12 protein-coding genes are annotated in these 17,381 nt (G+C 38.2%); 8 read left to right on the plus strand and 4 right to left on the minus strand.

Annotated features, from left to right (window positions below):
• Window positions 1-143: 143 nt before the first annotated feature.
• The 4 genes from LC115_04125 to miaB all read left to right on the plus strand — a co-directional run bounded on the left by LC115_04125 (window position 144) and on the right by miaB (window position 6,150).
• Window positions 144-656: a hypothetical protein gene (locus LC115_04125; protein MCZ2355868.1), complete on the plus strand. Its 513-nt coding sequence runs from the start codon at window positions 144-146 to the stop codon at window positions 654-656.
• A gap of 23 nt (window positions 657-679) precedes the next feature.
• Window positions 680-1,213, plus strand: coding sequence for an IS630 family transposase (locus tag LC115_04130; protein ID MCZ2355869.1), 534 nt, complete (start codon window positions 680-682; stop codon window positions 1,211-1,213).
• A gap of 233 nt (window positions 1,214-1,446) precedes the next feature.
• Entirely contained in the window at window positions 1,447-4,731 is a 3,285-nt protein-coding gene (gene secA / locus LC115_04135; GenBank protein MCZ2355870.1) for a preprotein translocase subunit SecA, read from the plus strand.
• Between the two features lie 21 nt (window positions 4,732-4,752).
• Window positions 4,753-6,150, plus strand: a complete 1,398-nt coding sequence (gene miaB / locus LC115_04140; protein MCZ2355871.1) for a tRNA (N6-isopentenyl adenosine(37)-C2)-methylthiotransferase MiaB — start codon at window positions 4,753-4,755, stop codon at window positions 6,148-6,150.
• Window positions 6,151-6,211: 61 nt separating this feature from the next.
• Here the strand turns inward: miaB and LC115_04145 are convergent, their stop codons facing one another.
• The 4 genes from LC115_04145 to LC115_04160 form a co-directional block, all read right to left on the minus strand.
• Window positions 6,212-6,877, minus strand: coding sequence for an ABC transporter permease (locus LC115_04145; GenBank protein ID MCZ2355872.1), 666 nt, complete (start codon window positions 6,875-6,877; stop codon window positions 6,212-6,214).
• Between the two features lie 7 nt (window positions 6,878-6,884).
• Entirely contained in the window at window positions 6,885-7,079 is a 195-nt protein-coding gene (locus tag LC115_04150) for a hypothetical protein (protein MCZ2355873.1), read from the minus strand.
• A 48-nt stretch (window positions 7,080-7,127) separates the two neighbouring features.
• Window positions 7,128-10,043, minus strand: a complete 2,916-nt coding sequence (locus tag LC115_04155; GenBank protein MCZ2355874.1) for a serine hydrolase — start codon at window positions 10,041-10,043, stop codon at window positions 7,128-7,130.
• A gap of 129 nt (window positions 10,044-10,172) precedes the next feature.
• Window positions 10,173-13,973, minus strand: a complete 3,801-nt coding sequence (locus tag LC115_04160) for a PAS domain S-box protein (protein MCZ2355875.1) — start codon at window positions 13,971-13,973, stop codon at window positions 10,173-10,175.
• A 198-nt stretch (window positions 13,974-14,171) separates the two neighbouring features.
• Between LC115_04160 and rpsP the strand changes: the two genes are divergently transcribed.
• The 4 genes from rpsP (at window position 14,172) to aroE (ending at window position 17,130) form a co-directional block, all read left to right on the plus strand.
• Window positions 14,172-14,657, plus strand: coding sequence for a 30S ribosomal protein S16 (gene rpsP / locus LC115_04165; protein MCZ2355876.1), 486 nt, complete (start codon window positions 14,172-14,174; stop codon window positions 14,655-14,657).
• Window positions 14,658-14,660: 3 nt separating this feature from the next.
• Window positions 14,661-15,206, plus strand: coding sequence for a ribosome maturation factor RimM (gene rimM, locus LC115_04170; protein ID MCZ2355877.1), 546 nt, complete (start codon window positions 14,661-14,663; stop codon window positions 15,204-15,206).
• 149 nt (window positions 15,207-15,355) lie between these two features.
• Complete coding sequence (porQ, locus tag LC115_04175) at window positions 15,356-16,399, plus strand: type IX secretion system protein PorQ (protein ID MCZ2355878.1); 1,044 nt, start codon at window positions 15,356-15,358, stop codon at window positions 16,397-16,399.
• Window positions 16,396-17,130 (plus strand): shikimate dehydrogenase, encoded by a 735-nt coding sequence (aroE, locus tag LC115_04180; GenBank protein MCZ2355879.1) that lies wholly within the window; start codon window positions 16,396-16,398, stop codon window positions 17,128-17,130. Before porQ ends, aroE begins: the two co-directional genes overlap by 4 nt.
• Window positions 17,131-17,381: the final 251 nt, after the last annotated feature.

The raw sequence follows: 17,381 nt of genomic DNA on the forward strand, positions 1-17,381 counted from the left end.
TTGAGCCTGTTGCACGACAAAAAGAATAAAAATATTTAACTATTTGATTTTGAATTAATTAATACGATAGTGAAAAATAAACAAGACCAATATTTTGCATATTGGATTTTTTATTTTATTTTTGGTTTTTAATATAAATCATTATGTCATTTGCATTATATATTCCTGTATCAGAAAGTTTGACTGAGTTGAGAAAATCATTAAAATCATCGTCTTTAATGATGCAACCTCGCATCAAAATGTTGGTAGCGATGAAAGAGGCGGGCAGTAAAGGTATTTCTAAACGTGAGTTGATGGATACCATTGGTGCCAGCAGTCAAAGCATCCACAATTGGCGCACTGCCTACAAAAAAGGAGGTATGGACACCTTGCTACATAATGGTAGGAAAGGGAAAGCAGGAAAGCCATCAGTGTTCACCAAGGAAGAGCATAAAAAAATGGAAGAGAAACTGCATGACCCTAAAAATGGACTGGCAGGGTATATTGAACTCAAGGAATGGATAGCCAATGAGTTTAACAAGGATATTAAATACAACACAGTGCTTAAATATGCCACAAAGCATTTTGGGACAAAGGTAAAAGTAGCTCGCAAAAGCCATGTCAAAAAAAATGAACTAGCTGTTGAGGATTTTAAAAAAACTTTATCAATAGAGTAACCAATATAATCCTTTCATTTTCAATAGATTTTCAATCTGTTAATCTCTATTTTCAAGACGAAAGCCGTTTTGGATTACATACCAAGTATGGTAGAGGTCTTACGGCCAAGGGCATTCAACCGGTGTGTACTTTCCAACAAGTTTTTCAATACACTTATCTTTTTGGAGCATTTTCTCCTGTAAGTGGTACGCAATTCCAACTGGAGATGCCTAGTTGCAATGGAGAAACTTTTCAAATTTTCATTGATGAATTTTCATTGCAAGAACCTGAAGAATACAAAATAATGGTTTTGGATAATGGTGCATTCCACAAGGCAAAAAAACTAATCATTCCAAAAAATATCTTCCTATTATTTCTACCTCCTTACAGCCCAGAGTTAAACCCTGCTGAAAAGATATGGCAACATATCAAAAGAAAGTTTACCAATAAACATTTCGAAAATTTAGAACAAATCAGCACATTCTTTGACCAAGCAATAAAGAACCTAAGCCCTCAAATGGTAATGTCTATATGCACATTCAAATATATGAATATAGATACATTTTGGTCTAATTAAAATATCATTATCGTATAATTGCCTATTTTTGTTTTCTGGATTAATGCTCTTTTTTAACGGTATTGTATTGAAAATAAACCTTTAATATACAGAATATCAGTTCTCTGTCAAAATTGATAAGAACCTATTTCTTCGGTTTTTAGGTTGCTATATTTTTGTCTTGTACCGAAATATTAAGAATGATAGCCTAAAATATTTGTAACTTTGCAACCTTTTCGAAAAGAAATATTTATATGTGGAACTTTCTTTCTAAATTTTTTCCTTCTAAGAAAGATAAAGACGTTGCAGCTCTAAAGCCATTAGTAGCAGCTATTAACCAAGAATATGCTAAGCTACGTACTATCTCTGACGATATGTTACGAGCCAAAACCGAAGACTTTCAAAAACGTATTACCAATCACTTAACTGCTACTAACTCAAAGTTGGCTTCCCTACAAGAAGAAACCCAAGCCAGCGAAAACCAAGATGATACTACTCATTTAGAGCAAATTTACCGCCAAATAGACCAGCTAACCAAAGAAAGAAATCAAACTTTGGAAGCTGCTCTAAATGAAATTTTACCGGAGGCATTTGCCGTCGTTAAAGAAACCTGTCGCCGTTTAACAGAAAATAAACAGTTGGTTGTTCAAGCTACCGATTGGGACAGAACCATTGCAGCCAATAAGCCTAACGTAGTAATCAATGGAGATAAAGCTATCTGGCAAAACCGCTGGTTAGTAACCGGTAACGAAATTGAGTGGAACATGGTGCATTATGATGTGCAGCTCATGGGAGGGGTCAACTTACATCAGGGAAAAATCTCTGAAATGGCAACTGGTGAAGGAAAAACCTTAGTATCTACACTGCCAGCCTACTTAAACGCACTCGCCGGCTTCGGAGTCCATATCGTAACCGTTAATGACTACTTAGCACGAAGAGACTGCGAGTGGAACGGCCCTATCTTTGAATTCCATAAAATCCGTGTTGATGTAATTGACATCCATGACCCCAATACCCCTCAACGGCAAAATGCCTACTTAGCTGATATAACCTACGGAACCAACAACGAATTTGGCTTCGATTATCTTCGGGACAATATGGTTACCCACCCCGAAAACCTCGTACAACGAAAACTTCATTATGCAATGATAGACGAAGTGGACTCCGTATTGGTTGATGAAGCCCGTACTCCCTTAATCATATCCGGCCCAGTTCCGCAAGGAGATAAACATGAATTTCATCTACTTAAACCACGTATTGAACGCTTAGTGCAAGAACAACGCCGTGTCGTCAATGAATGTTTAAATAAAGCAAAACTGCTAATTGACAAAAACGACACAACGCAAGGAGGCCTAATGCTCCTAAGAGCACACCGAGGACTCCCTAAATACAAGCCACTTATCAAATACCTAAGCGAAAAAGGAGTTAAAGCAGTGCTGAATAAATCAGAAGCACACTATATGCAAGATAACTCCAAAAATATGCATATCGTAGATGAAGAACTGTATTTCGTAATAGACGAAAAAAACAATTCATCTGAACTTACGGATAAAGGACGCGAGTTAATTACCAAACAGGGAGAAGACCACGACTTCTTCGTGCTGCCGGATATCGCAGCAATGCTTAACGAAATAGAATATTCCGCTAACATATCCGATGCAGAAAGAATACAACGTAAAGAAGACCTCTCCCGCAGCTATTCTGAAAAATCAGAACGTTTACACTCCGTCCAACAGTTATTAAAAGCCTACTGCCTATTTGAAAAAGACATTCAATATATCGTTCAAGATGGCAAAGTGATGATTGTAGATGAGCAAACGGGGCGTGTGCTACCCGGCCGCCGGTATTCAGACGGATTACACCAAGCCATTGAAGCCAAAGAAAACGTTCGAGTAGAAGCTGCCACCCAAACCTTTGCAACCATCACGCTGCAAAACTACTTCCGAATGTATCACAAATTAGCCGGAATGACCGGTACTGCTGAAACAGAAGCTGCCGAATTATACCAAATCTATAAGTTAGATGTAACCGTTATCCTCACCAATAAATTAATTATCCGTAAAGATGCCGATGATTTGGTATATAAAACTAAACGAGAAAAATATAACGCTATCATCGAAGAAATAGTAAGCCTTTCACAGGCAGGAAGACCCGTTCTGGTAGGAACAACCTCTGTGGAAGTATCAGAGCTATTAAGCAAAATGCTTTCATTGCAAAAAATCAAGCATAATGTCTTGAATGCCAAGCAGCATCAGCGTGAAGCAGAAATTGTTGCAGAGGCAGGGACTGCCGGTACAGTAACTATTGCTACCAATATGGCTGGACGCGGTACAGACATTAAATTAGGGCCGGGCGTTAAAGAAGCCGGAGGCTTAGCAATCATCGGGAGTGAACGGCACGAATCCAGACGTATTGACCGCCAGCTACGCGGACGGGCAGGCCGGCAAGGAGACCCAGGCTCATCACAATTCTTCGTATCCTTAGAAGATGACCTCATGAGACTTTTTGGCTCCGAAAAAATCGCCGGAATCATGGATAGACTTGGCCATAAAGAAGGAGAAGTTATCCAGCATTCCATGATATCAAGGTCAATCACAAATGCACAGAAAAAAGTAGAAGAAAATCACTTTGGAATGCGTAAACGTCTCCTTGAGTACGATGACGTGATGAACTCCCAAAGAGAGGTTATCTATAAACGCAGACGCAATGCCTTATTCGGTGATAGAATCCGGGTGGACTTTGAAGATATGCTCTATGACACCTGCCAAAATATCATTCAAAAAAGTTCTGATGCCGAAACATTACGATTAGAAGCACTTAGAACCCTCGCTATTGACCCTACCATAACAGATAAAGACCTTGAACATAAAAAACAAGAAGACTTAATCCAAGATTTATTTGAACTTGCTAAAAATCAGTATAAAGTAAGAACCGAAAGAATAGCAGAGATTATCACCTCTTCAATCAAGGCTGTAATCGGGCAAATTCCGCCTCAGGTAAACTATGTTGAAGTAGCCCTCACAGACGGATCAAGCGTTATAGGCTTACCGCTACCGATTCGCCAAATAGCCCAAGAACACGGCAAATACCTGATTGACTTATTGGAAAGAACCATAATTCTTCAAGTAATAGACCGAAATTGGATGGAACACCTAAGAGAAATGGACGACCTTCGCCAATCTGTTCAAAATGCTGTTTTTGAGCAAAAAGACCCTCTCTTGGTTTATAAATTCCAAGCATTTGAAATCTTTCAGCAAATGCTGAGTACCATCAATTTTCAAACGCTATCTTTCTTGTTCAGAGCTCAGATTGCAAATCCGCCAGAAGAGCAAAAACGATTTAACACAACTCAGGCTGCACCCAAGAGAGATGACTTTTCCAAACTTTCTGCTAAACACGAGGAAGAACACAAAGAACAATCAAAATCAAAAAATTATGTTATTCAAGATGACGAATATGCAGATGAAAACCCCCATACAGATGACCGTCCGTTAAGCCGTGCTGAACGCAGAAAATTAGAACGAAACAAAAAAAGATAACCTAATCACCTTAAAACCAATATGTTTAATGAGTCTAAAAAAGTAATTGACGAGCAGAGACAGGGTGAACGCTATCTACCAAATGAGGAAAAAGATAGCTCAAGTAAATTCGCTTTCGTTGAGACTTACGGCTGCCAAATGAATTTTTCTGATACCGAAATCATCGCATCGGTACTTACCGGCGCAGGCTATGGCTTTACTCAAGATGAATTAAACGCAGACTTAGTGCTATTAAACACCTGTTCCATTCGAGAAAATGCTGAAAATCGAGTTTGGCAACGCCTAAAATCTCTCAGCTACCTCAAAAAGAAAAAACCGGGCTTAGTTGTGGGGCTATTAGGCTGTATGGCAGAACGACTAAAAGATAAAGTTTTAGAGCAAGAAAAATTAGTTGATTTGGTCGTTGGCCCTGATGCTTATAGGAGTTTACCAACACTCTTAGCAGAAATAGAAACAGGACAAAAAGCTGTTAATGTGCTGCTTTCTCGCGAAGAAACGTATGCAGATATTTCGCCGGTTCGGTTAAATAGCAACGGAGTAACTGCATTTTTGTCAATTATGCGGGGCTGCAATAATATGTGCAGTTTTTGTGTAGTTCCGTTTACACGCGGGCGCGAACGCTCCCGACCCGCCAAAAGCATTTTAGATGAAGTATCTGAACTTATACAAAACGGCTACAAAGAAGTAACTCTACTAGGCCAAAATGTAGATTCTTATGATTATGAGGGAGTTAGCTTTGCCCAGATTATGCGTCAAGTGGCCGCGTTAGATTCAAGCCTCAGAGTTCGTTTTGCCACTTCGCACCCCAAAGACATCACAGACGAAGTGCTATTTACAATAGCAGAATTTCCAAATATCTGTAATTACATTCATCTACCAGTTCAAAGTGGCTCTACCCGAATCTTGGATATGATGAACCGCAATTACTCCCGAGAATGGTATCTCCAAAAAATAGCCAGAATACGGGAAATTATCCCTAACTGCGCCATCTCTACGGATATTATAACCGGATTTTGTAGCGAAACAGAATCCGACCACCAAGAAACAGTATCACTTATGAAGCAAGTTCAATTTGATTACGCCTATATGTTTGCATACTCAGAGAGAGACGGCACCTTAGCACAACGAAAATACCCTGATGACGTTCCCGAAGAAACCAAAAAACAAAGGCTGAATGAAATCATAGACATTCAGAGCAAGGCAAGTTTCCAATCAAACCAGCGAGATATTGGAAAAAAGTTTTCTATATTGGTAGAAAAAACAGCTAAAAAAAACCAATCTGAATGGTGTGGCAGAAACGACAATAATAAAATGGTAGTATTTTCACCTAAAAATCAAATAATTAATCAGGGAGATTATGTTGAGGTGTTGGTTGAAAGTGCTACATCAGCAACCCTACTTGGCTCGATAGCTGAATAGCTTTTAACTACTTTTGAAACCGTAAATCCTTTATTGCCAGATGCATTCCGGAATTCAGATTTCAGAATAAGATTATCCAGAGAATATAATCAGAAATAAGTACCGCAACAGCAGATCCCACAAAGGCTTGAATAGTAGCGTTTCCAACGCCTACTGAGCCGCCACTTGCTTTCAGGCCTATATGGCAGGAAACTCCAGATATTAATGCCCCAAAAATAACCGCTTTAAAAATACCCCCAAAAATATCCTTTACTTCTACAAAATCTTGAATCGAGCTGAAAAAAGTTTCCGGAGTAATTCCCAAAAAATAATTTGATACAAAACAAGCTCCCACTATTGCTATCATATTGGCATAAAATGTTAGCAAAGGCATCATTATTGTTAAAGCGACGATACGAGGTAATGCCAAAAAACGTATTGGCGAGATAGCTAATGTTAGTAGCGCATCTATTTGTTCGGAGAGGCGCATTGTTCCTAACTCAGCAGCCATTGAAGCACCAATACGGCCTGAAATCACTAAGGCAGTTAAAACAGGCCCCATCTCCATCACAATAACTCGCGTTGCCTGCCCACCCATGATAGATAGAGATATTAAACCCTTAAACTGATAGGCAGCCTGCCAAGCGATAATAGATCCGGCAAAAAAACCAACTAATGCTACTAAGGGAAAAGAATCAACGCCCGTCCGGATACATTGCTCCCGAATACGCCCCCAATCCCGTAACATTAGCTTGCTAAAATCTCCTTTGTCTAAATATAGTTCGCATAATCAGCCGTATAACCATCGAAAAAATGGTCATCAAAATAAACTGCTTAGTGCTACTATTTATCAACGGGTTTCTGTCTGCCTGCGAATTGCTATTATTATTAGACAGGTTGTTAGTTGTGGTGATGTTTTCCGGTTCATCGCGTTCAATACGTACTGGCATAGTTTTAGTTTTAAAGAACCAAATATACAGTTTTTTTATTCAACAAAGTCAATTTTGTATCGCGCCATAGAGTAAATCCATAACTTTTACTCTTATACTCTCCTGCACGAAACGCATATCAGTATCTACTGGGTAGGTTCTATTGGATAAAAATACATACGTTAGCTGGTTTGTTGGGTCTATCCAAACACAGGTTCCGGTGAATCCCAAGTGGCCGTAGGTTTGTGGAGACGCTTTTTCTGAGGTAGGGGAGGCAGCTTTGTTATTTATATCAGGCTTATCCCAGCCTAAACCACGCCGGCTATAGGTTAGAGAAGGGCGAGTAAAAAGTTCTATAGTTGTAGAATCTAAATAACGTTTTCTGGCAAATAGACCGTTGTTTCGCAACATCGAAAGAACTTTAAGGATGTCATAACCTGTTGAAAATAAACCTGCATGACCGGAAACGCCCCCTAATAAAGCAGCGTTTTCATCATGTACATAACCAGATACAGTTCCAAGCCGCCAAATATCATCTATCTCTGTTGGGGCTATTGGCTTATTCAGGCATTTCATTCCGGGGTTAAAAACCGTATTGGTCATCCCAAGTGGTGAGTAAAATGTTTCTGTAAGATACCATTCTAAGGGCATCTTAAGTATGCGTTCAATAATTTTTGCCAACACAATCATACTTAAATCGCTATAGACAACTTTTCCTTTATTGGGTAAATCACAATGCTGAATCCAGTGCCACATGGAATCCGGGAAATTTTTGTTTAGGAATAAGCTGTCGTTTAATGGGATAGTAAACGGGGTTTCCATTTTTTTGCTTATCCAATTCGGGTCAACGTTTTTTCCATTCATCGTGCGCTTCCAAAATGGAATAAATGGCGGGAAACCTGCATTATGCTGTAATAGCTGGATAACTTGAATAGTTGCTTTGTTTGTGTTTTTTAGCTCCGGAAGGTAGGTAGCTATGGGTTCATCTAAGAGCAAGCGACCTTGTTCATATAAGCGCATGGCGGCCAACAAAGTAGCCGTTACTTTTGTAACGGAGGCTAAATCATACAGCGTGTTGGCCGGATTTACGGGCACTTTGGCACTGTAATCCGTAAACCCAAAGCCTTTGGCATAAAATACAGTATCTCCTTTCATGGCCATTACAACGGCACCGGGAAATAGCTTTTTTTCTAAGCATTTGGACATTAAGGTGTCTATTTGGCTCAAAGAATTTCTTTTTATTCCCATCGTTGTAGGTTCGCCGAAAACAAAGCGTTTTGTGAGTGAATCTTTTTTGATAGCACTTGGTAAGCGGCCATTAACTGGAATTCTTCCATAGGGAATAAATTCAGATAAGATAGTTTCTGCCGCAACTGACTGTGCTTCAACTGATTCGTCATAACATTGCAACCACGCTCCTTCAAAATTTGGAATTAACCGTTGTGAATATGCATTTCCAAAAACAGATAGGATTGTTTTTTTCCCTTTGGAAGCAATTCTTTCAATTAGTTGTAATGTACCTTGACTTAGGCCAAAGTTTTTGGCTGGCTGACGATTCATATCAAAAATCCCGATAATCACGGTATTAACTGCATTTAAGCGCATCAACAAAGAATCTTGCTGAATCGGGCTTAAACCCTCTTTGGGTAAAATGAGGGTTTCTACGCCTATACTTTGGTAAACTTGGTTGGTAAATGGGGTATTTTGTTGATAACCTACTTGTAAACAAATTGTTTCTTGAGGGTTTGTAACCTGAATCGGGATCAGTTGATTGTCATTTTTAAGTAGGGTAATGGCTGCACGGTAAAGTTCCTGTTTTAGCTTCAAGGCACTTGGGCTGTTGAGTTCTGTTTCCCATAAAGTAGGCTCTACAAATCTATTTTGATGAATACCGAGCCATTCTTTGGCCAATAGAATTTTATATACTTTTTCATCAAGCCAAGCTTTGTCTATCGTTCCATTTTGATAGGCGCGTAGGATGGCTTGAAACATTACGGAAACTTTTTCGGGGTAAAGTAAAATATCGTTACCGGCGAGCAGTGCTAAAATCCCTAAGGTATCTTGGCTAAAGTATTTATTTGCGCCTTGCATATTTAGGGCATCCGTTAATACGATACCGGGAAAATCAAGGGAGTCTTTTAAAAGTCGGGTAACTATTGGGTAGGACAGCGTTGCCGGAAGGTTGATTGTTGTTTCATAGGCTGGTAGGTATAGGTGCGCAACCATTACAGACTGGACGTTTTCACAAAATTGCTGCACAAAGGGGTATAGTTCGAGGGTATCCAGGCGGGTGCGTCCGTGTGGGATTATCGGTAGGTCGTGGTGCGAGTCTGATTCAGTGTCGCCGTGTCCCGGAAAGTGTTTTGCACAGGCTATTACGCCGTTGTCTTGCATTCCGCGCATAAGCATCACGGACTTACGGGCGACATTGTATTTGTCTTCACCAAAAGACCGGTCATTGATAACCGGATTTTGTGGGTTGTTATTAACATCAACGACCGGTGCAAAGTTGAGATGAACGCCTACGGCTTTGCATTGCCGGGCAAGTTCTGCACCATAGCGGTAAATTATAGAATCATCCTGAATTGCACCGAGTGCCATATTCTTGGGAAAGCGTATGGTACTATCTAAACGCATATTTAAACCCCATTCGGCATCTTGGGCAACTAACAACGGTATGTTACTGAGCATCTGATAGCGGTTATTCAGATTAACTTGACTTCTGGGGTTACCCTGCATCCAGATGATTCCGCCAATTCGGTATGTTTTGATTAAGTATTCTACTTCTGCAGAATTTTGTTTTCCATTAGAAAACGCGCTGCACATAAATAGCTGGCCAATTTTCCCCTCTATGGATAATGTATCTAATACAGACCTTGCCCAATTTCCGGAAGTTTTGGGAAAAACAGCATGAACTGGCGGCAACTGGGCAAAACCAACTAATACCATCCAGAGAAATAACAATAATAAACTAACTTTTTTCAAAAAATTACCTCAAGGCCGATTGTTCTGCAAAAATATAGCTTAGGGCGAATGATATACAAAATAATGTCTTTTATCCTAAGTATTGATTAAAAGCAAAAAGTATTATGCTGTAAAAAAAATGGCTACACGCTAAGTTGTTTTTGAGTTAATATGTAGCATCCAAGTAGTCATAATTAATTTCTGCAATTCATTGGGTTTAAATGGCTTGGTTATATAACCATTGAAGCCGGAGGCTAAACATCTTTCTTTTTCTTCTTCTGAAGAATGAGCCGTTAGGGCGATAACCGGAATACTCAAAAACAATTCGTTTCTAATCTTTTCAATGGTTTGATAGCCATCTAAAACCGGCATCTGAATATCCATCAAAACTATATCATACTTATTATCAAATAGTTGATGAATAGCTTTTTCACCATCAGATGCTATGGTAACTGTGTGGCCTAAGTTTTCCAATACTTTTTTTACCAAGATTTGGTTCAGGGGGTTATCTTCAACGGCTAATATTGTTAAAAGTTGGTTCGGGATAGCTTCTTCGGGGGCTACTGTTATGGGTTCTGTGATAGTTGTTGGATCAGGAATCCGGAACGGTATAACGATTCTAAAAGTAGAACCTTTCCCTAATACGCTGCTTACGGTGATTGTTCCGTGCATAAGTTCTACAAAATTTTTGGTAATGCTCAGGCCAAGCCCGGTACCTTCAAACTTACGATTTATTCCGGAGCTAACTTGCTCAAAACGTTCAAATATAGTAGTTAGTTTATCTTCGGGGATTCCAATTCCGGTATCTATGATTTCAAAGGATAGCCAGCAATGCTCTTGGGTTCTTTTTTCTACGCCTACGGAAAGAGTTACTGAACCTTGCAGGGTAAACTTACAGGCGTTACCCAGTAAATTGATTAAGACTTGATGTAGGCGGCTTATGTCTCCTACCAATATTGGGGGAATATTTGGGGAATAGTCCACCAAAAAAGAAAGATTTTTTTCCCGAACTTTAAATTCAAATAGGTTTTGTAGGAATAAAACGGCTTCTTTGACATGAAATTCTGCCGGATGCAAGACTATTTTGCCGGATTCTAACTTATTAAAATCCAATAAGTCATTTATGATTTGCAATAATTTTTCAGAGGCTTGGTGAACAATTCGTGTGTATTGGTTCTGTTTTTCGGAGAGCGTAGTTTGTTGGAGGAGGTCTGCAAAGCCTATAATTGCGTTTAGTGGTGTTCTGATTTCATGGCTCATATTAGCCATAAAATCATCTTTAACCCGCATTGTTTGGGTTAGTTTTTCGTATGTTTCTTGGAGTTTATCTAAGGTAGCGTTTAGTTCCGCGTTATTGTCTTTTAGGGCTATGTTTATTTGCTCTATTTCTTTTTGATATTCATATTGGCGGGTTATGTCAGTAGATATTCCAAGTATCATTTGTTCATTGTTACTTAAAAAGGACATTTTGGTGAAGAAGAAACGTTTTTCTTGGTCATCATGCTGGAGGGAATGTTCGTAGGTAAAGATTTGGTACGGGTTTTTGATACATTCTGTATCCATGGCTTCATAGAATCTTATTAGGTGTGATTCTTTTACTAACTCTTTGTCAGTAGTTCCAATTATTTCTGCTGCTTTTTTGTGGAAAAAGTCGGCGAAGGATTGATTTACTAAAATGTATTCTTGGTGTTGATTTTTGACAAAAATCAAGTTAGGGGATATTGATATAATTTGCTGAATTAATGCTTTTTGTTTTTCGATTTCTTTTCTGGTGCGTATGTCTTCTGTTACGTCTATTGAGCTGGCAATGATATACGGAGGGTCAGCTTCTACATAAATATTTTTATAGGCGGCAATACGTCTATCTCTATTTTTATTAAAGATAGTCATATAGCCCTGGTCTGCTTTTTGGTGAATTATTTTTTCTAAGTAGGTGTCAAAGAACTCTGCGTGTTCTTCCGGAAGAAATTCTTTAATATTTTTACCTGTAAATTCTTCTTTTGAGTAATGAAAGTTTTCCAGAACAGCTTTATTGGCTTCAATAACATATCCTTCTGTATCATGGATTAGCAACATAGTTTGGGTATTTTCGAGGATATGGCGGATTCTTTGTTCGGATTGGCTTAATGCGTCTTCTAATTCTTTATGTTTGGTTAGGTTGGTAATCGTAATCATAAAGCCGTTTATTTCTCTATTTGTGTCATAAATAGGGACAGAGGCCATTTTCACCCATGCAAATTGGTTAGGATCTCCGGTAATTGCGGCTTCTAAATAAGTTTGCTCGCCGGATAGTGTTTTAGTTGTTAGGCTATTAAAGAGTTCCTGATCTGCTTTATTTGTAAATATTTGTGAAAAGTCATTAAAAAGCGTAGGTTTCGTCTTAATCTGGGTGAGTTCATAGAAAGAAGGGTTGGCAAAAATAATCTTAACTGCTGTATCAAAATATACTACACTTTCGGTCATGTTTTCAATCAAGCGTGCATATTTTTCTTCTTGGTTTTTCTTCTCTATTTCGGTATTAACTTGTTGGGTTATGTTAGAAACAAAAATTGCTACCCCCCGAACTTTATTCTGTTGATTATAAATTGGATACGCAGAATATAAGATGTGAATTAATTCATTATTAGTAGCATTTTTTACTTTTTGATATTCATTTTTGATATAGGATCCTTGTAAAACGCTGCGGGCTTTTTCTTCAACATATTGCTGCCCTTTTGTATCCGAATAGTAATCTAACATACATCCACCCACTTCAATATCTCTTAGGGTAAATAGTTTCATGAATTTTGCATGCGTTTGATTAAAAGTGATATAGTTGAATTGAACATCGAGGGCTATTATCTGCTCTTGGGTGCTTTCTAAAATTCCTTGAAGCAGGTAATTATTGGTGCTGAGTTTATTGAGTAATGATTTGTATGACGTAATATCCTGAACTGTACCGGATAGTTTTACAGCCTCTCCTGTTTGATTTTTAATAAATTTAACTGTATTTCGGAGGTATCTTACTTTTCCGGTGGTGGTTACTATGCGGTACTCAACGTCAAAAGCTGTGTAGGATTTAAGTTTTTTTTCAATAAGTTCTTTCACATTGTTTAGGTCATCAATATGAATATTTTTCCAAAATGAATTCTGTGAATTTTTGAGAATATTGTTGTAAAACTGCTGCTGTTCATCAGGTGTATATGCTTCATATAAAGCAAAGAATTGTTCTGAAAAAGAATGCTCGCCGGAAGTCAAGTCTATGTCCCAACTTCCTATTTTTCCTAACTGTTGGGTTTCAGATAGTTTAGTTTCGGCTTTTTCAAGTTGCTTAGAAATTATTTTATTTTTCGCACTAATACGAATTATGGTATAAACCATAGCCAAAAACGGCCCTACCAAGAGGCAAAATATAGCTAATATACCCAAAGATATAGTCCATAATAGATTTAATTCAGTAGATAGTTGGCGCTGAATGTTGGTAACGAGTTCTGTTGTTTCGACTATTTGGGTATAGATACCTTTTAAGTCTTGGATAATCGTTTCAGTAGCAGCTTTTCTCTGAACAACGAGGGTATTCTCAGAAATATGCTTATTGAGTAGCTGTATTTTGGGTAAATATTTTCCTTTAAAGTGCTCAACTTGGTATTTATTGTCTAATATCAAATATTCTTCTAACTCCTCAGAAAACCGTTTTAATTCACCCCAATAATGAAAAATAGCACTATCTCCTTCAGGAGAATTGTATTTATTTATATCTGTAACCTGATACTGAAAGGATTGTAGTTTATCAGCTACTTGAGATAGCCGGGCTTTTATTAAGATATTGCTTTTTAGTTCATTACGTAAATATTCCGAGCGCAATAAAACATAAAGGGTGCCAGATGTGATAAGTATTGATAACGTCCAAGCGATTGTTAGATGTACCCGTTTATTTGCAAAAAACTGAAGTACGTTTTTTCCAGAAAACACGCTCAAAGTTACGAAATTATGCTTAATATTTTATATCTGCTCTAATGTTAATACCTTTTTCAGCTATATCTCAATGAAGAAGCAACAACAATCATTGTTCCGAAAAAGAGTTTAAATTTTCTTTTTATAAAGTTTTATTGTAAAATACAAGTAAAATTTTGTACCTTTGCGCTCTTAAAAAATTATTGAGTACTCGAAATGCCTGTACGTTTAAGACTTAGAAGACTTGGTCGTAAAGATAGACCTTACTATCATATCATTGCAGCAGATTCTCGCTCACCCAGAGATGGACGTTTCATTGAGATCGTTGGTCATTATGACCCCCTAACGAACCCCGCTACAATTGATCTTGATCAAGATAAAGCTCTAAAGTGGCTGAAAAATGGTGCCCAACCTACCGAAACCGTTCGTGCAATCCTATCTTACAAAGGAGTATTATTAAAATTGCATTTAACGCGCAAAGGATTTTCACCGGAAGAAATCCAAAGCCGATTTGAGACTTGGCAAAAAGATAAATTAGCCCAAATCCAAGCTAAAAAAGACCGCTTAGCCGCCGAAGAAGCAGTACGTAAATCAGAAGCTCTAAATCAAGAATCTAAGCGCCGTCAAGCTATTGAAGAAAGAATCAGAAGCAAGAACCAGCCATCTGTTGTTGAAGAATCCGCTCCGCCTGCAAGCGAGTAATCTATGAAAGACCTGCAATATTCTGACTGCTACTATGTTGGCAAAATATTGCGCGCACACGCCCTTCATGGAAACGTAGCTGCACTCTTCGACGTAGATACGCCACAAGCATATCTAAAATCAAAACTTTTTTACCTGCCCACAAAAGATCAAGGACTTCAAAAATATTCAGTTTCAGATATAAAACATACCGGAGGTCAGTCTTTCTTAATTAAATTTAAAGAGATTAATACCCGAGAGGCTGCAGAATCTTTGACCGGAGTAGAATTATTTCTCCCAATTTCTACACTCCCAAAACTAACCGGAAACTTATTTTACTACTATGAAATAATTGATTTTGAAGTAGTTGATAAAAAATTAGGATCTATTGGTAAAGTGCGGGAAGTTAAAGAAATGCCCGCACAGGATTTATTGGTTGTTCCTTACCAAAACGTAGAAATCCTAATCCCAATTGTAGATTCATTTCTAATATCGGTAAATCGTACAGAAAAAACATTGTATATGGATTTACCGGATGGTCTGTTAGATGTTTACTTGGAAGAAAGTTGATTTTCTCTTTTTTAGCACCGCTTTGGGGTGCTAAAAGTGTTTATTCCCTTGTAATTATATTTTACCGAAATAAAGACTTACAATTCAACGTCTTTAATAGATTCGCAAAAGTTTTTCTTCGGTAATTGTCTATATTTGTAGCAGGTTTCATGCGTTTCGGATTATTATTTATTTTTTTAACTTACTGTTATTCAGTAAGTGATGCCCAGATCGGCGGAAGATTTGTTTTTGATTTTTTACGGCTTTCGCCGGGTGCGCGCATTGCAGCCAATGGAGGAGCTAACGTTTCCTTGTATGATAGAGATCTTTCCGTAGCTTTTTTTAACCCGTCTATCAATTCCGACTCTATGCACAGTCGCGGGCAAATTGGCATAACAAGCTATTTAGCAGATATTTCCTATGGGTCTTTCGCCTACTCACATCGTATTGCCGGAAACCTAAATTTGTTTGGCGGACTTCAATATGTAAATTATGGAAAGTTTACTGAGGCCGATGAATTTGGAAATCGTATTGGGAATTTTCGTGCTAATGATATTGCTTTTGTTGCCGGACTTTCCCGAAGTTTTGGTGAATATGTGCGTTTTGGCGGTAACTTTAAGTTTATAACGAGCTCTATTGCAGGGCGTTCTGCGCTTGGAATAGCTATGGACTTAGGCGGGCTTTTGTATATTCCGGAAAAAAGACTCTCTGTGGGTGTTTCTTTCAGTAATGTAGGTGCACAACTTAAGACTTTTTCACCGGCAGATTCACCAGACCCATTGCCTTTGGACTTGCAAATTGGCGTTACACATAAGCTGGCACATACACCTTTGCGCTTATCCCTAACGCTTGTAAACTTGGTGCGCCCTACCTTAATTTACAAAAATCCCTATCAACCAACTCAATATGACCTTGCCGGCCAAGAAATTCCACAAAAAATTAGTGCCGTAGATAATATCTTTCGCCATTTGGTATTTGGAACAGAACTCGTGCTTTCTAAAAACTTCCATATCCGTTTTGGCTACAATCATCAGCGCAGACAAGAACTTAAACGCCAAACTCAAGGGCTATTTCTAACCGGAATGTCTTTTGGCGTAGGTCTTCGGGTGTCAAAATTTTACTTAGACTATGCTTACAGTAACTTTCATGCTGTTGGCGGTGTACACCAGTGGGGTATCAGCACTTATTTAAATTCTTTCCAAAAGAACCCGTGAGTTATTTTGGGCTTATTGGCTTTCCGCTTTCCCACAGCTTTTCACAAAAAATATTTCAGCAACAATTTGGTGAGGCACATCAGTATGATTTATTACCCTGCGAAACAATTTCTCAGGTAGAAAGCCGGCTAAAAAAAAACCATAAATATTCCGGTTTTAATGTTACAATTCCCTATAAAGAACAAGTAATCAATTTGTTGGATGAATTAAGTATGGAGGCTTCCGAAATAAAAGCTGTTAATACTATTTTGGTGGAAAAAAGTGGAAGAAAAGTCGGATACAATACAGATTCCAATGCTTTTAAGATAACCCTATTAGAGTGGTTACCGGAGTTACCAAAGTCCGCAATAATATTAGGAGGTGGAGGTGCGTCTAAAGCTGTTGCTTATGCTTTGAGGAGTTTAGGAGTTCCTTTTTCGGTTGTAGAGAGAAAACCGCATATTTCTAAGCATCTTTCTTATAGTCAGTTAAATCAAATTGGGCTTGGTGAATTTGAGCTTATTGTAAACACAACTCCCTGCGGAATGCATCCCAATGTATCTGAAACACCCCCAATTTTACTGAATCAAATTTCTGCTAACCATAAAGTTTATGACTTAATTTACAACCCTCATACAACAGCCCTCATGCAAAGCGCAGCAGATAAAAAAGCAGCAACTTTAAACGGAATTAATATGCTAAAACTACAAGCTAAGATTGCTTGGAATATTTGGGGGCTTACTAACAAATAATTAGTTACTTAACAATTTCGGTAATCCATGTAAATCTCGATAAGTTATCCATATTAGACTAATTTCACAGCCCAAAATTTAATGAACTACTGCGTAAGATGAGTAATTCAAGATAAAAATAGTTGATATTGAGCCATAATCAGACTATTACAGCCAAGTTTCTGCTTCAAAAAAATGAATTTCAATTTTTTAGCCCATTTTTGGATATTTTTGTGCTTTGGCAATGAGAGGTAGGTAGCTTTTGTTTCAAC

Source organism: Bacteroidia bacterium (assembly GCA_026932145.1).
In the GTDB taxonomy this organism is placed as follows: domain Bacteria; phylum Bacteroidota; class Bacteroidia; order J057; family JAIXKT01; genus JAIXKT01.

Coding starts and splice junctions, on each gene's coding strand:
- miaB (MCZ2355871.1), top strand. CDS start 4,753: ATGTTTAATGAGTCTAAAAAAGTAATTGACGAGCAGAGACAGGGTGAA.
- secA (MCZ2355870.1), top strand. CDS start 1,447: ATGTGGAACTTTCTTTCTAAATTTTTTCCTTCTAAGAAAGATAAAGAC.
- porQ (MCZ2355878.1), top strand. CDS start 15,356: ATGCGTTTCGGATTATTATTTATTTTTTTAACTTACTGTTATTCAGTA.
- LC115_04125 (MCZ2355868.1), top strand. CDS start 144: ATGTCATTTGCATTATATATTCCTGTATCAGAAAGTTTGACTGAGTTG.
- LC115_04145 (MCZ2355872.1), bottom strand. CDS start 6,877: ATGTTACGGGATTGGGGGCGTATTCGGGAGCAATGTATCCGGACGGGC.
- LC115_04150 (MCZ2355873.1), bottom strand. CDS start 7,079: ATGCCAGTACGTATTGAACGCGATGAACCGGAAAACATCACCACAACT.
- rimM (MCZ2355877.1), top strand. CDS start 14,661: ATGAAAGACCTGCAATATTCTGACTGCTACTATGTTGGCAAAATATTG.
- rpsP (MCZ2355876.1), top strand. CDS start 14,172: ATGCCTGTACGTTTAAGACTTAGAAGACTTGGTCGTAAAGATAGACCT.